At 56.6% G+C, this 22,993-nt stretch carries 24 protein-coding genes, 1 tRNA gene and 1 pseudogene; 12 read left to right on the plus strand and 14 right to left on the minus strand.

What is annotated here, in order from left to right:
* Nucleotides 1-145: 145 nt before the first annotated feature.
* Genes DFR26_RS01315 through DFR26_RS01325 form a run of 3 tightly spaced genes read left to right on the plus strand, consistent with a single transcriptional unit; the run spans nt 146 to nt 2,492 of the window.
* Nucleotides 146-388: a FeoA family protein gene (locus DFR26_RS01315; protein WP_116207138.1), complete on the plus strand. Its 243-nt coding sequence runs from the start codon at nt 146-148 to the stop codon at nt 386-388.
* The gene (feoB, locus tag DFR26_RS01320) at nt 385-2,208 is read left to right on the plus strand and encodes a ferrous iron transporter B (protein ID WP_116207139.1); all 1,824 of its coding nucleotides are present in this window, start codon (nt 385-387) and stop codon (nt 2,206-2,208) included. Before DFR26_RS01315 ends, feoB begins: the two co-directional genes overlap by 4 nt.
* Entirely contained in the window at nt 2,205-2,492 is a 288-nt protein-coding gene (locus tag DFR26_RS01325; protein ID WP_116207140.1) for a DUF6587 family protein, read from the plus strand. The genes feoB and DFR26_RS01325 overlap by 4 nt, the downstream gene beginning before the upstream one ends.
* Here the strand turns inward: DFR26_RS01325 and DFR26_RS01330 are convergent.
* The 3 genes from DFR26_RS01330 to DFR26_RS01340 all read right to left on the minus strand — a co-directional run bounded on the left by DFR26_RS01330 (nt 2,454) and on the right by DFR26_RS01340 (nt 4,332).
* A complete protein-coding gene (locus DFR26_RS01330) occupies nt 2,454-3,797 on the minus strand; it encodes a chloride channel protein (protein WP_116207141.1) in 1,344 nt (447 codons plus the stop codon). The genes DFR26_RS01325 and DFR26_RS01330 overlap by 39 nt on opposite strands.
* A 25-nt stretch (nt 3,798-3,822) precedes the next feature.
* A tRNA-Gly gene (locus DFR26_RS01335) sits at nt 3,823-3,896 on the minus strand.
* 94 nt (nt 3,897-3,990) lie between these two features.
* Nucleotides 3,991-4,332, minus strand: coding sequence for an acetyl-CoA sensor PanZ family protein (locus DFR26_RS01340; protein WP_116207142.1), 342 nt, complete (start codon nt 4,330-4,332; stop codon nt 3,991-3,993).
* A gap of 115 nt (nt 4,333-4,447) precedes the next feature.
* Between DFR26_RS01340 and hisB the strand changes: the two genes are divergently transcribed.
* From hisB to hisA, 3 genes are read left to right on the plus strand one after another with little or no spacing between them, the layout of a single operon-like run.
* Complete coding sequence (gene hisB / locus DFR26_RS01345) at nt 4,448-5,041, plus strand: imidazoleglycerol-phosphate dehydratase HisB (RefSeq protein ID WP_116207615.1); 594 nt, start codon at nt 4,448-4,450, stop codon at nt 5,039-5,041.
* Nucleotides 5,038-5,670, plus strand: coding sequence for an imidazole glycerol phosphate synthase subunit HisH (gene hisH / locus DFR26_RS01350; RefSeq protein WP_116207143.1), 633 nt, complete (start codon nt 5,038-5,040; stop codon nt 5,668-5,670). Before hisB ends, hisH begins: the two co-directional genes overlap by 4 nt.
* A gap of 37 nt (nt 5,671-5,707) precedes the next feature.
* Entirely contained in the window at nt 5,708-6,436 is a 729-nt protein-coding gene (gene hisA, locus DFR26_RS01355; protein WP_116207144.1) for a 1-(5-phosphoribosyl)-5-[(5-phosphoribosylamino)methylideneamino]imidazole-4-carboxamide isomerase, read from the plus strand.
* A gap of 29 nt (nt 6,437-6,465) precedes the next feature.
* Here hisA and DFR26_RS01360 read toward each other — a convergent pair whose 3' ends face one another.
* Nucleotides 6,466-7,686, minus strand: coding sequence for a BaiN/RdsA family NAD(P)/FAD-dependent oxidoreductase (locus tag DFR26_RS01360; protein WP_281269864.1), 1,221 nt, complete (start codon nt 7,684-7,686; stop codon nt 6,466-6,468).
* 97 nt (nt 7,687-7,783) lie between these two features.
* On the opposite strand from DFR26_RS01360, the gene hisF reads away from it, so the two are divergent.
* A complete protein-coding gene (gene hisF / locus DFR26_RS01365) occupies nt 7,784-8,557 on the plus strand; it encodes an imidazole glycerol phosphate synthase subunit HisF (RefSeq protein ID WP_116207145.1) in 774 nt (257 codons plus the stop codon).
* 78 nt (nt 8,558-8,635) lie between these two features.
* On the opposite strand, the gene DFR26_RS01370 is transcribed toward hisF, so the two are convergent.
* The 3 genes from DFR26_RS01370 to DFR26_RS01380 form a co-directional block, all read right to left on the minus strand.
* A complete protein-coding gene (locus DFR26_RS01370) occupies nt 8,636-9,877 on the minus strand; it encodes a murein hydrolase activator EnvC family protein (protein WP_116207146.1) in 1,242 nt (413 codons plus the stop codon).
* Nucleotides 9,874-11,418 carry a 2,3-bisphosphoglycerate-independent phosphoglycerate mutase gene (gene gpmI, locus DFR26_RS01375; RefSeq protein WP_245952983.1) on the minus strand — a complete coding sequence of 515 codons (1,545 nt, stop codon included), beginning with the start codon at nt 11,416-11,418 and terminating at the stop codon, nt 9,874-9,876. The genes DFR26_RS01370 and gpmI overlap by 4 nt, the downstream gene beginning before the upstream one ends.
* A 69-nt stretch (nt 11,419-11,487) precedes the next feature.
* Entirely contained in the window at nt 11,488-11,790 is a 303-nt protein-coding gene (locus DFR26_RS01380; protein ID WP_116207617.1) for a hypothetical protein, read from the minus strand.
* Nucleotides 11,791-11,858: 68 nt separating this feature from the next.
* Here DFR26_RS01380 and DFR26_RS01385 point away from each other — a divergent pair, with 68 nt between their 5' ends.
* The gene (locus DFR26_RS01385; RefSeq protein ID WP_116207148.1) at nt 11,859-12,479 is read left to right on the plus strand and encodes a TetR family transcriptional regulator; all 621 of its coding nucleotides are present in this window, start codon (nt 11,859-11,861) and stop codon (nt 12,477-12,479) included.
* Between the two features lie 20 nt (nt 12,480-12,499).
* Here DFR26_RS01385 and DFR26_RS01390 read toward each other — a convergent pair whose 3' ends face one another.
* From DFR26_RS01390 to DFR26_RS01400, 3 genes are all read right to left on the minus strand, one after another.
* Nucleotides 12,500-13,105: a thiol:disulfide interchange protein DsbA/DsbL gene (locus DFR26_RS01390; protein ID WP_425453347.1), complete on the minus strand. Its 606-nt coding sequence runs from the start codon at nt 13,103-13,105 to the stop codon at nt 12,500-12,502.
* 107 nt (nt 13,106-13,212) lie between these two features.
* Nucleotides 13,213-13,869, minus strand: coding sequence for a c-type cytochrome (locus DFR26_RS01395; RefSeq protein ID WP_116207150.1), 657 nt, complete (start codon nt 13,867-13,869; stop codon nt 13,213-13,215).
* 18 nt (nt 13,870-13,887) lie between these two features.
* Complete coding sequence (locus DFR26_RS01400; protein WP_116207151.1) at nt 13,888-14,178, minus strand: c-type cytochrome; 291 nt, start codon at nt 14,176-14,178, stop codon at nt 13,888-13,890.
* 162 nt (nt 14,179-14,340) lie between these two features.
* Between DFR26_RS01400 and yihA the strand changes: the two are divergent.
* A pseudogene (gene yihA, locus DFR26_RS01405) lies at nt 14,341-14,979 on the plus strand (ribosome biogenesis GTP-binding protein YihA/YsxC); the annotation flags it as partial.
* A gap of 34 nt (nt 14,980-15,013) precedes the next feature.
* Here yihA and polA read toward each other — a convergent pair.
* Entirely contained in the window at nt 15,014-17,785 is a 2,772-nt protein-coding gene (gene polA, locus DFR26_RS01410; RefSeq protein ID WP_116207153.1) for a DNA polymerase I, read from the minus strand.
* Nucleotides 17,786-17,855: 70 nt separating this feature from the next.
* Between polA and DFR26_RS01415 the strand changes: the two genes are divergently transcribed.
* From DFR26_RS01415 to DFR26_RS01425, 3 genes are read left to right on the plus strand one after another with little or no spacing between them, the layout of a single operon-like run.
* Complete coding sequence (locus tag DFR26_RS01415) at nt 17,856-18,410, plus strand: Fur family transcriptional regulator (protein WP_116207154.1); 555 nt, start codon at nt 17,856-17,858, stop codon at nt 18,408-18,410.
* On the plus strand, nt 18,397-19,206 hold the full coding sequence (locus DFR26_RS01420) for an ATP-binding cassette domain-containing protein (protein WP_116207155.1): 810 nt from the start codon (nt 18,397-18,399) through the stop codon (nt 19,204-19,206). Before DFR26_RS01415 ends, DFR26_RS01420 begins: the two co-directional genes overlap by 14 nt.
* The gene (locus DFR26_RS01425) at nt 19,199-20,017 is read left to right on the plus strand and encodes a metal ABC transporter permease (RefSeq protein ID WP_116207156.1); all 819 of its coding nucleotides are present in this window, start codon (nt 19,199-19,201) and stop codon (nt 20,015-20,017) included. The genes DFR26_RS01420 and DFR26_RS01425 overlap by 8 nt, the downstream gene beginning before the upstream one ends.
* Here DFR26_RS01425 and DFR26_RS01430 read toward each other — a convergent pair.
* The 3 genes from DFR26_RS01430 to DFR26_RS01440 are packed head-to-tail and all read right to left on the minus strand — an operon-like array spanning nt 20,014 to nt 22,988.
* The gene (locus DFR26_RS01430) at nt 20,014-20,220 is read right to left on the minus strand and encodes a YheV family putative zinc ribbon protein (RefSeq protein WP_116207157.1); all 207 of its coding nucleotides are present in this window, start codon (nt 20,218-20,220) and stop codon (nt 20,014-20,016) included. The two genes, DFR26_RS01425 and DFR26_RS01430, sit on opposite strands and share 4 nt — an antisense overlap.
* Nucleotides 20,217-22,244 carry a M3 family metallopeptidase gene (locus tag DFR26_RS01435; RefSeq protein WP_116207158.1) on the minus strand — a complete coding sequence of 676 codons (2,028 nt, stop codon included), beginning with the start codon at nt 22,242-22,244 and terminating at the stop codon, nt 20,217-20,219. The genes DFR26_RS01430 and DFR26_RS01435 overlap by 4 nt, the downstream gene beginning before the upstream one ends.
* Before the next feature lie 36 nt (nt 22,245-22,280).
* Nucleotides 22,281-22,988, minus strand: coding sequence for a DUF481 domain-containing protein (locus DFR26_RS01440; protein ID WP_181898947.1), 708 nt, complete (start codon nt 22,986-22,988; stop codon nt 22,281-22,283).
* Nucleotides 22,989-22,993 lie beyond the last annotated feature (5 nt).

Consider the following 22,993-nt stretch of genomic DNA (forward strand, 5'->3'; position numbering starts at 1 on the left):
TGGTTAACGACTCTACAGCGCTGTGGATGACCCCGCCACTGTTTGCGAGACGGCGCGCGCCGCCGGCAACAAAATAGCATTTGACAGTCGCCACGCGAAATCTCACAATTCTAAGAATCATTCTCATTTCTGATGCCGAGTTGCCGTGCGTCTCTCTGAATTATCTCGTTTTCAATCCGCCGTGGTCGAGCAAGTGGAAGCCATCAGTTCGCCAGATGCTATTGCTCAACGTCTCAATGACATCGGCTTTGTGCCCGGCGAAACCGTGCGCATTACCGCCACGGGCCCTATCGGCGCAGACCCGTTACTGGTGCAAGTAGGCTTCACGCGCTTTGCGCTCCGCCGCAGCGAAGCCGCTCGAGTGGTGGTATCGCTGGAGGACTCATGAGCACGCGCATCGCCTTGGTAGGCAACCCTAATTGCGGTAAAACCTCGCTGTTTAACCAGCTCACCGGCACGCGCCAGAAAGTTGCCAACTACGCCGGCGTGACCGTGGAGCGCAAAGAGGGGAAAATCCTGCTGCCATCGGGCCAACACATCATTGCGCTCGATTTGCCCGGCGCCTACAGCCTAACCTCAACCAGCCCAGATGAAGCCATCACGCGCGCGGTGTGCTTGGGCGAACTGCCCGATGAGCCATTGCCAGATCTGATTGTCTGCGTAGCCGATGCCACCAACCTGCGTTTGCACTTGCGCTTTGTGTTGGAGGCCATGCGCTTAGGCAGGCCCATGATGTTGGCGTTAAACATGATGGATGCCGCCAAACGACGCGGCATTGAAATCGACGTGGCGGCGCTAAGTTCAGCCTTGGGCATTGAGATTATTGAGACCGTCGCGACCCGCAAAGGCGGCGTGGAGCCATTAGTAAACGCGCTCGATAGACCCCTCACGCAAACTCTGCCAACGCCAGTCAATGGCGACTTGCATCAGGCGGTGCGCGCCATGCTCGCTGACTGTGTGGTGATGCCACGCAGCACTGACGCCCGCGATGACGCCATTGATCGCTTCACGTTGCACCCAATTTTCGGCCTCGCGCTACTGGCTACGCTGATGTTTTTTATCTTCCAAGCGGTGTTTTCGTGGGCCGAGCCATTTATGGGCGGCATCGAGTTTGGCATTGGTGAACTGGGTACATTGACCACACAAACCCTGCCTGACGGCCTGCTTCGCAGCCTGCTCAATGACGGCATTTTCGCCGGTGTTGGCAGCGTATTGGTGTTTTTGCCGCAAATTCTCATTTTGTTTTTCTTTATTTTGCTGCTCGAAGAATCGGGTTATTTGCCACGCGCGGCGTTTTTGCTCGACCGCTTGATGTTTAAAGCCGGCCTCACCGGGCGCGCGTTTATTCCGCTGCTATCGAGCTTCGCCTGCGCCATCCCCGGCATCATGGCCACCCGCAGCATCTCCGACCCACGCGACCGACTCACCACCATCATGGTCGCGCCGCTGATGACCTGCTCCGCACGCCTACCGGTCTATACCGTGCTGATTGCCGCGTTTATTCCGCCACAAAGCGTCTGGGGTGTGCTGAATTTGCAAGGATTGGTGCTTTTTGCGCTGTATTTCGGCGGCATTGCCAGTGCGCTGCTTGTCGCCTATGCCATGAAATGGTTGCAGTCTGATCGCAGCGAACACGCACTATTGCTGGAGCTGCCAAGCTATCGTCTGCCCGATTGGCGCAGCATTGCTCTTGGCTTGTATGAGCGCATGATGATTTTTATTCAGCGCGTGGGCGGCATCATTTTCGCAGTCACCATGCTGCTCTGGTTTCTGGCGAGCTTCCCAGCTGCACCCATCGGCGCCACGCTACCGGCCATTGAATACAGCTACGCCGGCCAGCTCGGAGCATTCTTGGCCGTGATTTTTGCGCCCATCGGCTTTAATTGGGAGATTTCCATCGCGCTGGTGCCGGGCTTAGCAGCGCGCGAGGTAGTGGTCGCCGCGCTCGGCACGGTCTACGCCATGTCGGGCAATGAAGATTTGGTCGCTAATCAACTCAGCACGCTGATCTCGCAGCAATGGTCATTGGCCACCGGCCTGTCATTACTGGTGTGGTTTATTTTCGCACCGCAATGCTTGTCGACACTCGCCACGGTACGTCGCGAAACCGGCTCATGGCGCACTGTCGGCATCATGACCGGCTACTTGTTTGGGCTCGCCTACCTGGCGTCGTTTATTACCTATCAGCTGGCCTTGTGGTTGCTATGAGCACCTCTGCGTTGGCTCCCGAAGCGTTGCTGCAATGGCTAATTGTTACGCCGCTATTGCTCTGGAGCGTCTGGCGTGTGGCCAAGCAATTTGCCCCGAGCGCCATGGCTAACGGTCAAAATCGGCTGGCGCAGCATGTTGTGCAACACGGCTATGCGCGCCTCGGTAGCTGGCTCCAAAGCGGCAGCACCGAGGCGGGCTGTGGCAGTGGTTGCGCGAGCTGCAATAGCTGCGCACCCGAGCCGTCAGCGCCGGTCCGCTGGCGCGATAGTGGGCGGAGTTAAGGGCTTAGGCGCAAACGTCATGGCCTGCGCCAGTGTGTGATAGAGCGGCGGACTGAAAATGCGCGCCACCAATGATGACAGCAGTGTCACCGCCATCAAGCTCAGAACCATCTCATGGCCATCAATCATTTCCATGACAATGATAAATGAGGTGATTGGCGCCTGCGTCACCGCCGTCATAAAAGCGGCCATGCACAACGCATAAATGCTGCCGGCCACAGCGAAATCACTCAATAACGGCTCAAGATCACGGCCAATACCAGCGCCGATGGCCAAGCTCGGCGCAAAAATACCGCCGGGAATGCCGCTGAAGTACGACACCACGGTGGCCAATAATTTTGCCGGCGCGTAATACCACTCCACCAAGATGTCATTGCTGAGCATAGCTTGCGTGGTCAAATACCCTGAGCCATGCACTTCGCCGCGTGTGAGTAGCCCCAACAACGCCACCACCAAGCCGCACAGGCCAGCAAAGATAATCGGCTTGCCATGCCGCACACGACCTAGCAGCCCGCGCCACGGCGTCGTTGAGTACAGCAATAAGCGACTCATAATGCCGCCCGCCGTGCCGCAAACTATGGCGCAAATCAGTACGGGCCAGAGGATACGATGATCAATCATCTCCACCGATAAATGCCCAAAATACAAGTAATTACCCTGCAGCGAGATAGACACCAGGCCAGCCAAAACAATGGCGGTGAGCAAGACACCATTGGTGCGCTGCTCAAAGCGTCGCGACAACTCCTCGATGGCAAAAACAATGCCCGCCAACGGCGTGTTAAACGCCGCGGCAATGCCGGCCGCACCGCCGGCAAGCATCATGTCGCGGGCACGGATGCTATGCCCACGCGGCAACAGTCGCCGAAACGCATACATAATGCTCGCGCCCATTTGCACGGACGGCCCTTCGCGCCCCACCGAAAAGCCACCCGCCAAAGCGGCAGTACCAAGCCAAAGCTTGCCAAAGGCGATGCGCAACGATAAAAATCGGCCGCGCTCAACCGTGCCTTCGGCTGCCTCTAAGGCGGCAATAGTTTGTGGAATACCGCTACCTTCAGAGCCGGGAAACCAGCGCCGCGCAATGGCGACAATGGCCATGCCTGCGAATGGGGTAATGAGGAGGCCAGCCCATGGGCTGAGCGCGTGAGCATGAGCGAAAATCTCGCCGGCCCAATCGCCTAACCGCGCAAATAAAACGATGACGGCGCCGGTTGCAACGGCGGCACCCCAAATAACTAAACGCTCGTGCCAGGCCTGCCATTGCGTTAGGCGTTGAGCACGGAAAGCGCGAGAAATTCCCTGCACGGAGATCTCCTCTACGGAGGGCACATGGAGCGGGTGATGGGAATCGAACCCACGGCTCTAGCTTGGGAAGCTAGGGTATTGCCATTATACGACACCCGCGCGGTGAGTTTCTGCGCACAAGCGGCGGCTAGTTGCTGCGTTTGCTAGTGTATCGAGGCGATCGCCGGTGGTCGAGGCTATTTCTTCAGACTTATTAGGCCGACGTCTTGGCTGCGGGGTCAGTATCGAGCGCAGCAAAGTCATCGCTGCTTAACACGCGATGACCTAGCTCATTTTCCTGTTTGCGCACCGCATCGGCTAATTGCGCCAAAACACTTCGCCCGCGCGTGGCGGCGTGAATGCCGAAGCCCGATAATGTGCGCGCATCATTGCCACCACATGCCCAGACCGCGGCGATCGGCTTGGTATTAAACCAGCCAATATAAAGCGTGGCATCGGACGTGGGTGGCGCGCTTACTGGCGGTTGCAAACGCGCTAAGCGCTCAGCCACGTCGGCATCTAACGGCAGGTTATGGGCTTTCGCAATTAAGGGCATGGCAGCGACTCAAACAATTTTCGCCAGTGTAGAGCACGCGCGCGGGCTCAGACCATGCCGTTTGCAGCGCGATGAGGCTATAATGCATTTTTTCTCGGCCAAGTTGAGGATGAGCATGAGCGTTCGTCAAGCAGAAGTGGTGCGCAACACCAAAGAGACCAAAATTCGTGCCGTCATCAATCTCGATGGCACCGGTCAGGGCAACCTGCAAACCGGCATTGCCTTTCTCGACCACATGCTCGACCAAATCGTGCGTCACGGCCTCATCGACATCGATATTGTCTGCGATGGCGATAATTTCATCGATGACCATCACAGCGCCGAAGACTGCGGCATCACGCTAGGCCAGGCCTTCGCCAAAGCGCTTGGCGACAAAACCGGCGTGCGTCGTTACGGTCATGCCTATGTGCCGCTCGACGAAGCACTCTCGCGCGTGGTCGTCGATCTCTCTGGTCGTCCAGGCTTGGAGATGCACTGCGAGTTTACCCGCAGCCACATCGGCCAATTCGACGTCGATCTATTTTTTGAGTTTTTCCAAGGCTTCGTCAATCACGCCGGCGTGACCTTGCACCTCGATAATTTGCGCGGGCGCAACGCGCACCATCAGGCCGAAACGCTGTTTAAAGCCTTCGGTCGCGCTCTGCGCATGGCCGTTGAGCTCGACCCGCGCATGAGCGGCCAAATGCCATCGACCAAGGGCTCGCTGTGACCTCAGTTGCGGTCCTCGACTATGGCATGGGTAATCTGCACTCGGTCGCTAAAGCACTCGAGCATGTCGGCGCCTCAAGGGTAGTCATTAGCGATGATGTCGCGACGATTCGTGCCGCCGATCGCGTCGTGCTGCCCGGTCAGGGCGCCATGCGCGATTGCATGGCGGCCATGCATGAGCACGGCATTGCTGCATTGGTCGACGAGCTCGTGCGCAGCAAACCTTTACTCGGCATCTGTGTCGGCATGCAGGCCATGCTCACGCGCTCGGATGAAAATGGTGGCGTCGATGGCCTTGGGCTGTACACCGGTCAGGTTAAGTGTTTCAACGACGTGCCCACCATCGAGGCGCAGCGTTTAAAGGTGCCACACATGGGCTGGAATACTGTCTCGCAGCAGCGTGAGCACGCGCTCTGGGATGGCATTGCCGATGGCGCGCGCTTCTATTTCGTGCACAGCTATTATTGCCTGCCCGATAATCCTGCGCTGAGTGTTGGTCGCTGCGATTATGGCCTGCCATTTTCCTGCGCCATTGCGCACGAGAATGTCTTTGCCACCCAGTTTCATCCCGAAAAAAGTGCGCAGGATGGCCTTCGCCTGCTGCAAAACTTTCTGCGCTGGAACCCCTAATTTCGCTGGCCATTAGGCCTTCGCGTTGGAGCATTCGATGTTAATTATCCCCGCCATTGATCTCAAAGACGGCGCCTGCGTGCGCCTTAAACAGGGCCGCATGGAAGACGACACGGTGTTTTCCAACGACCCCATCGGCGTGGCCGCGCAATGGGTGGAGCAGGGTGCTCGCCGGCTGCATTTGGTCGACCTCAATGGCGCCTTCGCCGGCGAGCCGGTCAATGGCGAGATCGTGCGCGCTATCGCCACGCGCTGGCCATCGCTGCCGGTGCAAATCGGCGGCGGCATTCGCTCGCTGGAGACCATCGAGGCCTATGTTCGCGCCGGTGTCTCATATGTCATTTTAGGCACCAAAGCCGTGAAAGAGCCCACGTTTGTACGCGACGCTTGCCGCGCATTTCCCGGCAAAATCATTGTTGGTATTGATGCCAAAGATGGCTGGGTCGCCACCGATGGCTGGGCCGAGGTATCGAGCGTGCAAGCCGTCGATTTAGCCCGTCAATTCAAGGCCGATGGCATTAGCGCCATCGTCTACACCGACATCGCCCGCGATGGCATGATGCAGGGCGTCAATGTTGAAGCCACTGCCAAGCTCGCGCGCGACTCCGGCCTACCCATCATCGCCTCCGGCGGCGTGACTAATCTCGACGATATTCGCGGCCTGCTGAAAGTCCGTGGCGATGGCGTGATTGGCACCATCACCGGTCGTGCGATTTATGAGGGCACGCTGGACTTGGCCGAAGCACAGCAACTCGCCGATGCCTAAGCGAACCGTGATTTGTTGAGTGCAAACGCTCAGACACATTGCCCGGCGGCATGACCAGACGCCCATGCCCATTGAAAATTATAGCCACCGAGCCAGCCGGTAACATCAAGCACCTCGCCGACAAAATACAAGCCTTGTTGGAGTTGGCTCTCGAGTGTGCGTGATGATATTTCGTCGGTCGCCACACCACCGAGTGTCACCTCCGCGGTGCGATAACCCTCGGTGCCCGACGGCAGCAATGTCCATTGCGTCAGTGCCTCTGCAACGCGCTTCAGCGCGGCATCGGGCCAATCGGCCATGGGCTTTTCAGCCTCAGCTGGCCACAACAACATCTGTAGCTCAAGCACCAAGGCTTTCACCAAAAATGGCGTCAGCAGCGTGCGCAGCAAGACCTTCGACTGCGCCTTTTTCTGCGCAATCAACCAGTCGCTCAAACACATCGCACCCCATGGCGAGCCAGGCAGCAAATCGATGCTGATGCGCTCGCCGAGCTGCCAATAATTAGACGCTTGAATCACCGAAGGGCCACTGATGCCGCGGTGCGTAAACAAGAGATTTTCCTGAAAGCTCGGGGCATCGCGCTGCGTACTCACCACAGTATCGAGGGCAATACCGCTGAGGCGCTCGGTCACCGCTTTCATCCCATCGCTAAACGTCATCGGCACCAGACCGGCGCGCGTGGGCAGCACCTCGTGGCCAAATTGCCGAGCAATGTCATAGCCAAAACCGCTTGCACCCAGCGTCGGAATCGACAGCCCACCGGTGGCGACCACCAGTGATTGGCAGCGTATGCGCTCATCACCAATGCTCAGCGCAAAGCCTGAGTCGTTGGCGCTGATCTTGGTCACCTGCGCCTTTGTGCGAATCTTCACGCCCACGGCCTCGCATTCGCTCACCAGCATCGCCAAGATGGCCTTCGCTGAATCGTCGCAAAAGAGCTGGCCATGGCGGCGCTCGTGATAGGCAATGCCATGCTTTTCCACCAGCGCAATAAAATCCCATTGCGTATAGCGACTCAGCGCCGAGACACAAAAATGCGCATTTTCACTAATGAAATGCTCAGGCTCGACCGTGTAATTGGAGAAGTTGCAACGCCCACCGCCCGACATCAAAATCTTTTTGCCGATTTTATTGCTGCTATCGAGCACCAGCACACGGCGGCCGCGCCGGCCCGCCGCCATCGCGCACATGAGACCCGAGGCACCGCCACCGATAACCACCACATCGACTTGTGTAGACGCCTGCGCCACGCATTACCCCAGCTCATCATGAAGGCCGCAAGTATAGTCGCTCGCGACATCGGCACCCATGATAAAATGCGCGCTGACTTTCAATCGGTACTCCGCCATGACGCTCGCTAAACGCATTATTCCCTGCCTCGATGTCGATCAGGGCCGCGTCGTCAAAGGCGTGAAGTTTCTCGACATTCGCGACGCCGGCGATCCTGTTGAGGTCGCCAAGCGCTACGACGAGCAGGGCGCCGATGAGATTACCTTTCTCGACATCACCGCCAGCGTTGAAGGCCGCGACACCATGGTGCGCACTGTCGAGCGCATGGCCTCGCAAGTATTTGTGCCGCTCACCGTTGGCGGCGGCATTCGCGAAGTCGCCGATATTCGCCGCATGCTCAACGCCGGCGCCGACAAAGTCAGCATCAACTCGGCCGCGGTCAAACGCCCCGAATTTGTGCTTGAGGCCTCGCAACGTTTCGGCGCGCAATGCATCGTTGCCGCTATCGATGCCAAACGCGTCTCCGCCGATGGCGAACCCGGTCGCTGGGAAATCTTCACGCACGGCGGCCGTAACCGCACCGGCATCGACGCCGTGGCTTGGGCCGAACGCATGGCCGACTATGGCGCCGGCGAAATTTTGCTCACCAGCATGGACGCCGATGGCACCAAAGCCGGCTACGACTTGGCGCTGGTGAAAGCCATCACCTCAGCCGTGCGCGTGCCGGTTATCGCCTCCGGTGGCGTCGGCAATTTGCAGCATTTATGCGATGGTATTGTGCAGGGCGGCGCCGACGCAGTACTGGCGGCGAGTATTTTCCATTTTGGCGAATACACCGTGGGCCAAGCGAAAGACTTCTTGGCCGTCCACGGCATTTGCATGCGCCGCTGAAGGCCACACGCTACATAAATTTGCTAAACGCTAGTGCATAAAAAAGGGCGCTTCTTGATAAGCGCCCTTTTCATTAGCCTAGTAATTACACCAGTTGCCCGGCTGACTTGGCCGGCCGCGCAAACGCGTTTCGAAATACAAGCCGGTCTCACCCTCACTGCCATCGCCCACGCTCGCCACCGTTTGGTTGGCCGAGACGCTATCGCCAGTTTTCACAGTGATGCTCTGGTTGTAGCCATACAGCGACATAAAGCCGCGACCATGGTCAACAATGACCAGCTTGCCGTAGCCGCGCAGGAAGTCGGCGTAGAGCACCTTACCGCTTTTCACTACCTTCACCGCGGCACCACTGCTCGCCGCAATGACAATGCCATTCCAGCGCAAACCGCCGCCACGATCGGCACCAAATTGTGCGCGGATACCGCCACTCGCGGGCAATGAGCAGTTGCCGCGATAGGGCACGGAATAGTCCGGCTCCTGGCTCCACACCGGCTTTTCTTTGGTCGATGGCGCCGGCTTATTTTTAGCCGCCGCTTCACGCGCACGCCGCTCGCGCTCTAGGCGGTCAGCCTCGCGTGCCTGGCGCTCCAGGCGGCGCATCAAATTCTGTAAGGCTGCTTGGTTTTTCTTCAGGTTTTTAAGCTTCCGGTCTTGGTTAGCAATATCGCTATTCAGCACTTTCAGGGCCGAGGCACGTTGCGTTTTAGCCTTCTCAAGCTGACCTTGCTGACGCTCTAATTTACGCTCCAAGGCAGCGAGCTTAACGATTTGCTCAGCCTCTTCTTTTTCCACTGCGGCAAGCTCAGCCATGGTGGCATCAAGCTCATCAATGCGTTCGCTTCGTGCTTTTTGCACGTAGCTAAAATAGCGTAATTGCCGCGATAACAGCGCCGGATGCTCTTGATTGAGCAGCAGCTTAAAATAATCGTCGCGACCGGCGCGATAAGATGCCTGCATATCGGCCTTCAAACTCGCTAACTGCTCACGCTTGGCCTGCGACAGCGCTACTTGGCGTTTACGCAACACCGCCACCCGCGACTGCCGCTCGCGCGTTTCTTTTTCTGTCGCTGAAACAGAGGTTTGCAACTTGCCAATCGCTGCTTCGGCTTCCTTTAAGGATTTTTGCTGTTTGTTGCGCTCAGCTTGGGTCAGTCGCAGCTTTTTCGTGGCGGTGCGAATTTCATTTTTCACGGAGTCTAAATCAGACTTGGCGGAGTTCGCCTCACTGCGTAGTTGGCTACCATCGGCCGCATAAACAGCGCCAAAAAATCCGCTCAGCAATACGGCTGCCACTAGGCTTTGGCAAAACACTCGCTTCATGCCGGCACCACTAGATTCCGGCCTGTCATGTCGCTGGGCTGCGGCAAACCCATTAGGCTCAATAGCGTGGGGGCAACATCCGACAACACGCCATTTTCGGCAATTCGCACGGCGCTTTGTGTGCCCACATAGACAAACGGCACGCGCTCGCAGGTGTGCGCCGTATGCGCCTGGCCAGTGGCGCTGTCACGCATTTGCTCAACATTGCCGTGATCAGCGGTGACGAGCATCTCGCCACCCACTTGCTCAATTGCTGCACGCAAGCGCCCCAAACACTGATCTAACGTTTCGCAGGCGGCTACGGCGGCGTCGAAATTGCCGGTATGACCAACCATATCGCCATTCGCGTAATTGCAAATGAGGGCGTCATATTCGCCGGAGGTAATGGCGGCGAGTAGCTTGTCGGTGACCTCGGCCGCGCTCATTTCGGGCTGCATATCGTATGTTGCGACTGCCGGTGAGGGCACGAGAATGCGCGTTTCGCCAGCGTACGGCTGCTCCCGCCCCCCGCTAAAAAAGAAGGTCACGTGTGCGTACTTTTCAGTCTCTGCAATACGTAACTGCGTCTTACCTAAACCCGCCAAATATTCGCCCAATGAGTTGTGCAATGCGCTTGGTTTGAACGCCACGGGCGCTTTAATGCTATCGGCATACTCGGTGAGCATGACAAAGTCGGCAAGCGCTGGACGCTTCACGCGATTAAAGCCCGTGAAGTCATCATCGACAAACGCGCGAGTAATTTCACGCGCACGATCGGCGCGAAAATTCATAAACACAACGGCATCGCCATCGCTAATGATTGCTGGCGCCGCGCCCTCAGGAACTATGCACGTTGCAGGCACAAACTCATCGCTAATGTCGCCGTCGTATGCGGCTTGTAAGCCAGCTACTGCACTGCTGACTTGGCGCGTTGCCATGCCTTCGGTAAGCAGTCGATACGCGGCCTCAACACGATCCCAGCGATTGTCGCGGTCCATGGCAAAATAGCGACCAACGATACTCGCCACACGGCCTTTGCCCGTTTTCGCGAGATGCGCTTCCATCGCTTCTAACGACGCATGCGCCGAGCGCGGCGGCGTATCGCGGCCATCTAAAAATGCATGCACATAAACTGCTTGGGCACCGCGGGCAACGGCCATATCGACCATGGCGTGCAAATGATCTTCATGGGAATGAACCCCGCCAGGTGACAACAGTCCGAGAATATGCACCGCACGGCCAGCACGGATTGCGCGATCTAATGCCTGCACCAGCACGGGATTTTGTTGAAACTCGCCATCGCGCACGGCTTTGGTGATGCGCGTAAAATCTTGGTAAACAACGCGACCGGCGCCTAAGTTCATATGACCGACTTCAGAGTTGCCCATTTGACCATCTGGCAAACCCACATCCTCGCCTGAGCCCGACACTAGCCCGTGCGGGCAATCGTTGAGCAGTGCTTGCCAATTGGGCATATGAGCGGCGCGAATGGCGTTTGAGTCAGAGCTTTCGCTGTGGCCAAAGCCATCTAAGATGATTAATACATGCGGTTTGCGTGTCACGGATTTCCCCGATGTGGCCGGTAGCTCGCTAGTGTAACAGCCTCGGACAAGCCGATGCAGTCAGCACGTTTAGTCTTTCTTGTTGATGTTTTTCTGCGTGGCAATTTGATCTTCTACACTTTCAATCAGGCCCGTTGCCAAGTCGCCAACCTCACGATTTACGCGACGAATGGCATCGTAGACTGTGCCAATTGTGTCGGCATGCGACTGCTTGACGCTTTCGGCTTTGTCTTCCAATAAGCCACGCTTAGCCAGTGCATCGAGTGGCATGGAGGCAATGGCTTGATGAATTTGCTCAACACTGGTGGCGCCTTTATCGACAGCCTCTTGAATCAAGTCTTTGATGGCTTCAACACGCGTTAAAAATGACATGATCATGACCTCTCTAGTGAACATCCGTGCGCTAATGCTAAACTAGACGCCGTTTAGAAGGGGCCCTTATGGCACTGCGCGAAGAAAAAAAACTGCAAACGCGGCAAGCACTCATGGACGCTGCCCTCACGCTCATGCACGAAGGCGCAGGCTTTTCCGGCCTCAGTTTGCGCGAGGTTTCTCGCCAAGCAGGCTTGGTGCCTACCGGGTTTTATCGGCATTTTAGTGATCTCGATAGCCTCGGTGAAGCCCTAGCTATTGAGGCCTGTCATCAGCTCCGCGTGATCATGCGCCAAGTCCGCCAGCAGGCTCAAGGTGGCGCGGCCATAACTGAGTCTGTGGCAGCGCTCGTCGGCTTTATTCGCCACAACCCGCTGTATTTTGAATTTCTGGCGCGCGAACGTGCCGGCGGCCCACCGAAAGTTCGCGAAACCATTCATCTGGAAATGCGCCAGTTTGTTGCTGAGCTTGCCGATGATCTCGCGCAATGGCCGACTTATGCCGGCCTACCGCATGATGATCTCAGCATGCTTGCTGACTTGGTCGTCAACACGGTCATTCACTTGGCGCTTGACCTGCTCGCGCTACCATTTGATGCCCCAGATGTGGAACACATTGAGCGCTGCACCAAGCAACTGCGTTTAATCATGCTCGGCGCACAAGCGTGGGCACCAGAAAAAGGCGCTTAAAAGCGCCTCATTCAAACTGACTATTTGCCAGATCGCTCTTGAGCAACGAGCGCTTTGACCACAGCAATGGTTCGCGCGCCTTCACCCGGCACCAAATACTTGCCATTGACAACCATCGCTGGCACGCCCGTGAGTTGATAGCGCATGGCGAGATTGCGCGATTGTGCGACCTTGGCACTGACCGTAAAGGAATTATAGAGACCGTTAAAATTTGCCTCTTTAACACCAAAGCCGGCATAAAACGCCGCCAAGCTCTTTTGCGAAAATAAGCGCTGTTTATCTACCTGAATAGCAGCAAACAACGGCCCATGCGTTTTTTCAACGATGCCTAGCGCCTCGGCTACGTAATAGCCGCGGGCGTTAGCCTCCCAGACGGCATTGAGTGCTGCGGGGCTGCGTTCAAATCGAACGCCCTCAGGCTTAGTTTTTAACCATGCCGCCACATGAGGCTCTAATGTGTAGCAGTGCGGGCAGCCATACCAAAAAAACTCACGCACTTCGACTTGGCCATCGCTCAATGCCGGCGTTGGGTTCGTCAACACGGTGTAATCTTTGCCGGCAACCGGCGTTAGCGCCATCGCCCAGGTTGGCAATGTGAGCAATAAAATCGCGAAAAACTTCTTCATCATTGTTTTGTCCTTCAGTCATCGTTAGACGTATAACGCTAGGTCGGCAACTTCGCTGACAGAAAAAAGCCCGCGTCGGCGGGCTTGATTCAAATCAACTACGAAGCTTAGTGCAAGCCCTGAATATAAGACGCCAATGCTTCAATGTCTTTATCAGAAAGCTTTGCCGCAATCATCTGCATGGGGCCCAGCTCACCAGGTTTGCTACCGTCGTTGTTGCGCTTCTCATCGGTCAGATCATCACGACCGGCAGCGCGGAAGTGGCGAAGCTGTGTGGCCGTGTATTCGGCATGTTGGCCGGATAAGCGCGGGAAAGCAGCAAATTCATTGCCTTTGCCGGCTGGGCCGTGGCAGCCCGAACATGCGGTTAAACCAATCTCTTTGTCACCGCCGCGATAAAGCTTTTGACCACGCTCAACCAAGTCTTTCTTGGCGCCGCCAATCGTGCCCTTTTGTTGCGCGTAATAAGCCGAGATGTCCGCCATATCTTGGTCGTTTAACGCAGTGGCCATTGGCATCATTAAGGCGTTTTGACGAGCACCTGACTTGAAGTTTTGCAGCTGCTTATAAAGGTACTTAGCATTTTGGCCGGCTAACTTAGGAAAGTTAGGCGCAGCGCTATTGCCATCGGCACCGTGACAAGCGGCGCAGACCGCAGACTTACCTTGACCTGCATCGGCGTCACCTTTCGGCATCACTACGGCAGCGTGGCTGAATGAGCTAGCGCCCAAGAGCAGCGAAACAACAGCAACAAACTTTTTCATAAGAGCACTCGTAGCAACTTACTGAGACATGTATTTAATGAGCGCCTTAAACTCGGCGTCTGTACAGTCATTGCACAAACCCATCGGCGGCATCATCTTATAACCCTGTTTAACGTGCGCAACCAAGGTTGCTTCACCTTTTTTCAAGCGCGGCGCCCAAGCGGCTTTATCGCCTTTTTTCGGCGACTGCATAACGCCTGAGGCATGACATGCGGCACACGCTTGCGTATAGCGCTGCTCAGTTGTCGCTGCCTGCGCCATCGTGCTTGCACCACAGACCAACGCTAACATCACTAAATGCTTTTTCATGACATGCTCCAGCGGTTGATGGGATCGCTGCCGGGCAGCACCCAAATCTATCCAAAGAAATAACCACACGCTTTTTGCACTGAAGAGTATATCGCAGTGCCCATACGCGGTGTAGCCCTATAAACTATCAGCTTTTAGAAAAGAGCAAACACCATGACGGATGCTGAACACATGTTGATTGCGCTGGCGCGCGCGCAGTTTCAAATCAGTGCGCCAACGCTCGCGCTGTGTCCGCCGGAGATGGGTCATGAAGTGGCTTTTGCCGGCCGATCAAATGCCGGTAAGTCTACTGCTATCAATATCTTAACTCGCCAACGGCAACTTGCGCGGGCGTCAAAAACACCGGGGCGCACGCAGCTCATCAACTTTTTTGCGCTCGATGAAGAGCATCAATACCGGCTGGTTGATTTGCCTGGTTACGGCTATGCGAAAGTGCCAGAGGCGATGAAAATTGCGTGGCAAAAACATTTAGCGCATTACTTACGCGAGCGCATCACGCTGCGCGGGCTCATTTTATTGATGGATTTACGCCACCCACTGTCGGTTTTTGACCGAAATATGCTGGACTGGGCCAAGCAGCGTAATTTGGAAGTGCATATCTTGTTGACCAAGGCCGATAAGCTTAATCGTGGGCCTGCACTGACGGCGCTCAGTGCCGTGCGCAAGTCACTCAAAGCGCTCGATTACCATGGCAGCGTGCAGCTTTTTTCAGCCACTGCACGCATTGGTTTAGATGAAGCCGCGCTGAAAATTGGCCATTGGCTCGAGATGCCGATGCCCTCAAGCACACCGCCAGCATAAGCTAACGGCAACACGCAGCTGGACCCAGTGGCGCTTAATGCGCCTCGTCCCAGTTCTTGCCAACGCCCACGTCTACCTCAAGGGGCACGGCGAGGTCTGCAGCGGCTGCCATTTCGCGCTTTAACAACGCCGTTACAGCCTCAACCTCAGTCTCTGGCACTTCAAGCACCAGCTCATCGTGGACTTGCATGACCATGACCGCTCGCAGGCGCTCTGCCGCTAACGCCGACTGCACGCGCAGCATCGCACGCTTGATAATATCGGCGGCTGTGCCCTGCATCGGCGCATTGATCGCCGCGCGCTCAGCGGCTTGCCGGAGCATGGGTTTCGGCGAGCGGATATCACGCAGCATCAGCCGACGACCATAAAGCGTTTCCACATAGCCTTGCTCATGCGCCTGTGCACGCGTGCGCTCCATGTACTCCTGGACACCGGGGTAGCGGGCAAAATAGCGGGCAATGTAATCAGCCGCCTCACTACGAGAAATATCCAACTGCTTGGCTAAACCAAAGGCCGACATGCCGTAAATCAGGCCAAAGTTTACCGCTTTTGCGGCACGGCGCTGCTCATGCGTTACCGCATCGACAGCAACATCTAGCACCTCAGCAGCGGTGGCTTTATGCACATCGAGGCCATTTTGAAACGCACTCAACAAACCCGCATCGCGCGATAGGTGCGCCATGATGCGCAGCTCAATTTGAGAGTAATCTGCCGCCAGAATTACGCAGCCCGGAGGTGCCACAAAGGCTTGGCGAATACGCCGACCCTCTTCCGTACGAATCGGGATGTTTTGCAAATTCGGATCGCTCGATGATAAACGACCCGTGGCAGCAACCGCCTGATGGTACGAGGTATGCACGCGCCCGGTTTTGCGCTGCATCATTTCTGGCAGCTTATCGGTGTAGGTCGAACGCAGCTTCGCCAAACTCCGGTGCTCAAGTACCAGCGCGGGCAGCGGGTGGGCTAGCTGCTCAAGCACGTCTTCGGCTGTCGAGTATTGACCACTGGCTGTCTTTTTACCGCCAGCAATGCCGAGTTTTTCAAACAAAATCACTCCGAGTTGTTTCGGCGAGCTCAGGTTAAACGTCTCGCCGGCGAGCTCATAGACCTGTGTTTCCAGCCAATGCAAGCGCGACGTCAGCGATAGCGTTTGTACACGCAACACCTCAGGATCAATCAGCGTGCCGTGGTACTCCATGGCTTGCAACACACGTTGCACCGGCAACTCAAGCTCAAGCAGTAACGCCTGCAAAGCCGGTGCTTTTGCCAACTCAGCGTCGAATAGATTGGCCAGCTGCAAGGTGAAATCAGCATCCTCACCGGCATACGGTGCCGCCTGCTCAATAGCGATACGCTCAAAGGTCACCGCTTTCGCGCCCTTGCCGGCAATATCGCTAAAGTTGATGCCTTGGCGACCCAAATAATAGCTACCGAGGTCCGCTAAATTATGCCGAGTCGCCGTGGCATCAAGCACATAGGAGGCGAGCATCGTGTCGCAGCTCACTCCGCGCAAAGTAATACCTTCGTTGGCCAAAATATGCATGTCGTATTTGGCATGTTGCAGCACTTTGGCATATGACTCAGATTCCAGCAGTGGCTGAAAGGCGGCTAATACTTCGGCTTTTGGTAGTTGCTGAGGCGAGACTTCTCGCGCATGACCAACGGGCACATACCAAGCCTCACCCGGCGTGATGGCCACCGAAATGCCGACAAGCGCCGCCTCAATATAATTTAGGCTGGTGGTTTCCGTATCAATGGCAAATCGTTTTGCCGCCGCGAGCTGTTCGATCAGTGCCTGCAAGGCATCGCTGGTAGCGACAATATGCGTCTGCGTTTTCGCATCACTTGGCGGGGCAGGGAAGCGGTTATCGGCCTCGCTTGCTACAGCCGCTGGCGCAGCAGCCGTTCGCACTGCCCATTGGTTGGCGCCGCGTGAATTCGGTACATGGCCATCGGCGCGTAACTCATTGGCCCAGCTGCGAAACTCTAGCTCGTCGTACAGCGCTAATAGCTGACCTTCGTCACTGTCTTTTAATGCGAAATCCTCTAGCGCCTCGGCGATCTCGACATCACATTTAATGGTGACGAGCTCGCGCGTCATGCCAAGCTGCGGCATAAAATCACGAAACTTTTCGCCGACCTTGCCCTTAATGTCGGCAGCATGCGCTTCAATATTTTCTAGCGTGTCGTAGGCCGTTAGCCATTTCACCGCGGTTTTTGGCCCCACGCTGGGCACGCCAGGAATGCCATCGGAGCTATCGCCGATGAGCATCAGGTAGTCGATGATTTGGTCGGGGCGCACACCGAATTTCGCCAGCACTCCAGCCTCATCGAGCACCACATTGGTCATGGTGTTGACCAAAGTGATATCGGCATTGACGAGCTGCGCGAGGTCTTTGTCACCGGTCGAAATCAACACCGGCCAGCCTGCTTGCGCGGCGCGCTGCGCTAACGTGCCAATGACATCATCGGCCTCCACGCCTGGGGTACATACCAGCGGCAAGCCCAAGGCCTTAACCATCGCGTGCAATGGCGCAATTTGCGTGCGCATATCGTCGGGCATGGGCGGGCGGTGCGCTTTATATTCGGGAAAGATGTCATCGCGAAATGTTTTGCCGGGCGCGTCAAATACCACGGCCACATGCGTGGGGCCGACCTGTTTGAGCAGGCTTTTCAGCATATTTACTACGCCCTTGATGGCGCCGGTGGCTTGGCCACTTTGCGTGGTCAACGGCGGCATGGCGTGATAAGCGCGGTACAGATACGACGAGCCATCAACAAGAATGAGAGGAGGGCGTTTGGTCATGGGGTGGCTCGCTTCGAATTCATGGCGATATGTTACACTGTTGCGTCTCGTCATTTCAGGCTAATGCGTTATGCCCGCCGTTTTTCGTCCACTTTCTGCGCCCGACCCCGAACACGGTACGCCAGCGCAGCGCAGCCCGGCACTTGCTCACGACCATTCGCGCTGCGTAAACAGCGCGTTGGCCTCGGCGGAACGACTTTGCTTGGCGGCGGGTGCGCGCCTAACGCCGCTCCGTAAACGCGTATTGGAGCTGGTTTGGGCCAGCCATAAACCATTAGGCGCTTATGAGCTGCTCGATCAACTCGCGCAAGAGGGCCACAAGCCGGCACCACCGACGATTTATCGCGCCTTGGACTTTCTCTTGCAGCATCAACTCGTGCATCGCATCACCAGCCTCAATGCTTTTTTGGGCTGCACCCACCCTGAGCACGCGCATGGTGGCTATTTCCTCATTTGCCAGCACTGCAACACCGCGCAAGAGCTCGATGCGGTGGCGGGCATTACCTCAGCCATCGATGCCGCTACCGCAGCAGCTAACTTCACCGTGACTCATGGTGCATTAGAGCTTATGGGTACGTGTCAGGCCTGCCAACACAGCGCCGAGCTTAGCCATGACAAAAACTGAGTGCTTGCTCAATTTGCAGCAAATCAGCTGGCATATCGATGGCCGTAGTGTGCTCGATGGCGTTGATTTGCGCCTGCAGCGCGGCGAAATCACCACTATTATTGGCCCCAATGGCGCCGGTAAAACTTGCCTCATTCGTATCGCGCTCGGATTGCTACCGGCAAGTGCTGGCACGCGGTGGTTAGCGCCGAATTTACGCATTGGCTATGTGCCGCAGCGCTTCCCTATTAATCCGTATTTGCCGCTTACGGTGGCGGACTTTTTGGCATTGCCAGGTCCGAGTGGGCAAGCCTCACGCTGGTGGCCAGCACCTCGCCAGCGCTACGCGCAGCAAGACATTCTGGCGGCTCTGCGCGAAGTGGGCGCTGAGCACTTGCTTTTGCATCCAGCGCTAACGCTCTCCGGTGGCGAGCAGCAGCGCGTACTGTTAGCGCGCGCATTGCTGCGCAAACCGGATTTATTAGTGCTCGATGAGCCTGTGCAAGGTGTCGATTTATCTGGACAAAACGAGCTCTACGCACTCATTCGCAGGCTTCGCGAACGCCATGGTTGCGGCGTACTGATGGTCTCGCACGACTTGCATGTGGTGATGGCGGCGACCGATCAGGTGCTCTGTCTCAATCGCCATGTGTGTTGCACCGGCCATCCTGAAGCCGTGAGCCAACACCCTGAATATCAGCGCTTATTTGGCACCAGTAGCAGCCGCGATCTCGCCATTTACACGCACCATCACGACCACCACCACAGTCTGCAAGGCGACGCCACCGACTGCCACGCCGGATGCACACATGATTGAATTACTCATGCCGTTATTGGGCGGTATGCTAACGGCACTAGTCGCCGGACCACTCGGAAGCCTACTGCTCTGGCGGCGCATGGCGTATTTTGGCGACAGCTTAGCGCACGCCTCGTTGTTTGGTGTGGCGCTGGCCCTCATGCTGGATCTACCCATGGGCGCTATGGTGGCGACGGTCTGCGTAGTGGCGGCGCTGGTGCTGAGTCGACTGATGCGCCAAAGCGAGCACGGTGTCGATACCTGGCTGACGATCATGGCGTATACCGGCATAAGCTTGGCATTGCTGATGACCGCCAGCCAAGATGATGAGCACAGCGGCCACGCACTGGAAGACTACTTATTTGGCAATTTACTGAGCTTAAGTGCCAATAGCATTACGTGGATGTGTGTTGGCTTGGCCGTGGTGGCGCTACTGCTCTGGCGGCATTGGACTGGCTTGGTGGCCGCCGCCATCCATGAAGAAACAGCCGCGATTGATGGCTGGCCAGTGCATTGGCTGCGCCCCTTGTTGCTTCTTATGCTGGCCGCCGTGGTCGCCGCTGGCGCGAAGGTCATGGGGGTGTTGTTAATCAGCGCGCTGATGGTAATACCAGCGGCGGCAGCGCGGTATGTAGCGCGTAGCCCGGGGCAAATGGCGCGCCGCGCCAGTGCCATTGCCGTGGCTTGCATGGCCTTGGCTGTGCTGATTGGTCAAGCCTTGGCATTGCCGGTGGCGGCCTTGGTGGTGTTATTGGCGCTGACAACTCTACTGCTGAGCTGGCTAATGCAGCGCTGGCAACGCCGCCGCCTTGCCGTGACCCCAGCCGATTAAGGCTTAAAACGCACCACGCTGGTGCTGTCGTCTCGCGACTCATCAGGCTCTTTCATGGTGACTTCGGTGGGTCGTACATCGGTGTAGTCGCAACGCACGCACGCTACCCATTCGCGACCTTCCTCGGTGCAAAGCTGGAGCTTATCTTCGAGACCACAGCCTGGGCATTTTGCGCCGGCAATGAAGCGCTTGAGCACAGTCATGCCGCTAAACCAGTGTGCCGCAGCAGGGCATCGGCCGATGGTTCACGCCCCATAAACTGCTGGAATAACTCCGCCGCCGGCCGGCTACCCCCTTGCGCCAAAATAGCCTGACGGAAGCGCGCACCCGTCTCGGCATTAAACACACCCTCTTGCTCAAAGGCCGAGAAGGCATCTGCCGATAATACTTCTGCCCATTTATAGCTGTAATAGCCGGCAGCATAGCCACCGGCAAAAATATGGCTAAAACTGCAGGGGAAGCGGTTCCACGCCGGCAAAGGCATGAGGCTGGTGAGCTCTCGCACCTCGCGCAAAATAGTCATTAGTGTGGCGAAATCAACGCCGGGGCGGCGGTGAATGGCGAGGTCAAACAACGAAAACTCAAGCTGGCGCAATGTCATCACGCCGGACTGAAAGTTTCGTGCCGCCAATAAGCGCTCAAGCATGTCTGCAGGCAGTGGCTCACCACTCTCCACGTGGGCAGACATCAAGGCAATACCCTCAGCGGTCCAGCACCAGTTCTCCATAAATTGGCTGGGCAGTTCAACAGCATCCCATGCCACGCCATTAATGCCCGATACTGCGGCAACATCGACCTCGGTCAGCATGTGATGGATACCATGGCCAAACTCATGAAATAGCGTGGTGACTTCGTTGTGCGTGAGTAATGCCGGTTGATTGCCCACCGGCGGATTGAAGTTTCCGGTTAAAAAAGCAACTGGCTTTTGCAGCTCGCCACTGGCTAAGCGCCGACGCACACGAGCATCAGCCATCCAGGCGCCGCCGCGTTTGTTGCTACGCGCATACAAATCTAGGTAAAACCACGCCCGTGTTTCGCCGTTTTCAACAATGGCATAGGCGAGTACGTCTGGATGGTAAGTGTCGAGCTCGGGTGCTGGCACGACATCGAAACCAAACAGTTTTTTGGCGACAGCAAATAACCCGTCGATGACGCGGGGCGCGGGAAAATAGGGTTTTAATTCTTCTTGCGATAACGCATAGCGCTGCTGTTTTAAGCGCTCGCTAACATAGGTCATATCCCATGACTGCAAGTCATCAATGCCGCATTCATCAGCTGCAAACGCTTTCAGCTCAGCAATATCTCGCTCAGCGCCTGGGCGCGCTTTGACAGCTAGATCGTGTAAAAAAGCATGCACTTGCTCAACGCTATCGGCCATTTTTGGCGCCAATGACAGGGCGGCGTAATGCGCATAGCCTAAGAGTTCGGCGAGCTCATGACGTAGCGCCAAAATCTCAGCAATGAGCGGACCATTATCAAACTGGCCGGCATGCGGACCTTGCTCCGAGGCGCGCGTGGCATAGGCGGTGTAAATACTTTCGCGCAGGTCGCGGTCATCGGCAAATGTCATCACGCTGATGTACACCGGCATATCTAAGGTCAGGCGATAGGCCGAGTCATGTGCTTGCGCCAGCGACGCCATCAGCGCTAAGCCGCTCTCCGGAATGCCACTCAGGCGTGATGCATCGGGCAAGTTCATGGACCAAGCTTGCGTGGCATCTAAGACATGGTCTGCAAATGTCGACTGCAGTTGCGACAAACGCTCACTGATCGCCGTAAAGCGCTGCTTTTTTTCGCTGGGCAAGCCAATGCCACTGAGGCGAAAATCCCGCAGCGTATTGCGAATCGCCTGCTGCTGAGCGGCGTTGAGCTGAGCGAATTCTGGGCCATCGTGAAGTGCCTGCCATGCGGCAAAGAGCTGCTCATGTTGACCCATTTCCGTGGCGTAGGCAGATAACTTGGGCAGGCTGCTGTTGTAGGCTTCTCGCCAAGCCTCGCTGTTGACCACGGCATTGAGCTGCGACACCGGCGACCACGCGGCATTGAGCCGATCATCAATCGCCTCTAATGGCGCGGCTAAACTGGCCCAGGTGGGGGTGCTTTGCGTTGCCAAGGCCGCCACCTGCTCGCGACTTTCAGCCAGCAATGTGTCGATTGCCGCCGGCACATCCTCGGCGCGCAGGCTGGCAAACTCTGGGATCACAGGGGGCGTCAACAACACGTTCATGGCAAACCTCGGGGCAAATAGTGGGCGGGCTAGATCTTAAAAGGCGTAGCTCAGGCTGATCGTGGTCAAGGATAAGCGCTGATTATTGTCACTAAACTCACGCTTCACGTCATAGCCAATAGCCAAGCCAAGCTCCTCGCGCAGCTGCACACGCAACTCCGTGAGTGAGCGCGCAATAATGCTCTCGGTGCCGCCCTCAACGCCAACGCGCTGATGAAAGCTGGCGGTTTTGCTAATCGCGTATTTATAGTCCAAGGCGCCCGTACCGACCGGCGATGTCTCAGCCTTACCCACTCGGCGCTTGCTATAACGCACACCAATACCGAGCTCGCCCGTGAGTGTATGCGCGTCATTTTTGATGAGTTCGCGGCCATAACCCCCGGTGATGTTCATTTGGTAGCGAAAGTCACTGGTACTGTCTTTTTCCCATTGCTCTTTGAGGAATAAATACTCGCTTTCAGCAATCTTTTTGCTCTGCTTGCTGCTCAATAAATAGCGCGCGGTACCTGAGTTGGCTTTGTCATCGGAGGCACTCACGGCTTGTGCCTGATTTTCCACACGATACTCGCCAAAATTGCGCGCTGCCTCAGCCTTCGCGGTCAGGCTTTCTTTGCCACCGCCGCTGCCAGATTGCGAGAAATAGCCAAGATCGGCTCGGCCCGTCCAGCCCTCGTCAGACTCAGCGGCTTGACCAGCAACACCACAGACACCTAAAACCACTCCACATAACACGCGCATGTACATCGTCA

Origin of the sequence: Paraperlucidibaca baekdonensis (genome assembly GCF_003387535.1) — a bacterium.
In the GTDB taxonomy this organism is placed as follows: Bacteria; Pseudomonadota; Gammaproteobacteria; order Pseudomonadales; family Moraxellaceae; genus Perlucidibaca; species Perlucidibaca baekdonensis.

Coding starts and splice junctions, on each gene's coding strand:
- feoB (WP_116207139.1), top strand. CDS start 385: ATGAGCACGCGCATCGCCTTGGTAGGCAACCCTAATTGCGGTAAAACC.
- DFR26_RS01325 (WP_116207140.1), top strand. CDS start 2,205: ATGAGCACCTCTGCGTTGGCTCCCGAAGCGTTGCTGCAATGGCTAATT.
- DFR26_RS01340 (WP_116207142.1), bottom strand. CDS start 4,332: ATGCCCTTAATTGCGAAAGCCCATAACCTGCCGTTAGATGCCGACGTG.
- hisB (WP_116207615.1), top strand. CDS start 4,448: ATGAGCGTTCGTCAAGCAGAAGTGGTGCGCAACACCAAAGAGACCAAA.
- hisA (WP_116207144.1), top strand. CDS start 5,708: ATGTTAATTATCCCCGCCATTGATCTCAAAGACGGCGCCTGCGTGCGC.
- hisF (WP_116207145.1), top strand. CDS start 7,784: ATGACGCTCGCTAAACGCATTATTCCCTGCCTCGATGTCGATCAGGGC.
- DFR26_RS01370 (WP_116207146.1), bottom strand. CDS start 9,877: ATGAAGCGAGTGTTTTGCCAAAGCCTAGTGGCAGCCGTATTGCTGAGC.
- DFR26_RS01380 (WP_116207617.1), bottom strand. CDS start 11,790: ATGTCATTTTTAACGCGTGTTGAAGCCATCAAAGACTTGATTCAAGAG.
- DFR26_RS01385 (WP_116207148.1), top strand. CDS start 11,859: ATGGCACTGCGCGAAGAAAAAAAACTGCAAACGCGGCAAGCACTCATG.
- DFR26_RS01390 (WP_425453347.1), bottom strand. CDS start 13,105: ATGAAGAAGTTTTTCGCGATTTTATTGCTCACATTGCCAACCTGGGCG.
- DFR26_RS01395 (WP_116207150.1), bottom strand. CDS start 13,869: ATGAAAAAGTTTGTTGCTGTTGTTTCGCTGCTCTTGGGCGCTAGCTCA.
- DFR26_RS01400 (WP_116207151.1), bottom strand. CDS start 14,178: ATGAAAAAGCATTTAGTGATGTTAGCGTTGGTCTGTGGTGCAAGCACG.
- polA (WP_116207153.1), bottom strand. CDS start 17,785: ATGACCAAACGCCCTCCTCTCATTCTTGTTGATGGCTCGTCGTATCTG.
- DFR26_RS01415 (WP_116207154.1), top strand. CDS start 17,856: ATGCCCGCCGTTTTTCGTCCACTTTCTGCGCCCGACCCCGAACACGGT.
- DFR26_RS01420 (WP_116207155.1), top strand. CDS start 18,397: ATGACAAAAACTGAGTGCTTGCTCAATTTGCAGCAAATCAGCTGGCAT.
- DFR26_RS01425 (WP_116207156.1), top strand. CDS start 19,199: ATGATTGAATTACTCATGCCGTTATTGGGCGGTATGCTAACGGCACTA.
- DFR26_RS01430 (WP_116207157.1), bottom strand. CDS start 20,220: ATGACTGTGCTCAAGCGCTTCATTGCCGGCGCAAAATGCCCAGGCTGT.
- DFR26_RS01435 (WP_116207158.1), bottom strand. CDS start 22,244: ATGAACGTGTTGTTGACGCCCCCTGTGATCCCAGAGTTTGCCAGCCTG.
- DFR26_RS01440 (WP_181898947.1), bottom strand. CDS start 22,988: ATGTACATGCGCGTGTTATGTGGAGTGGTTTTAGGTGTCTGTGGTGTT.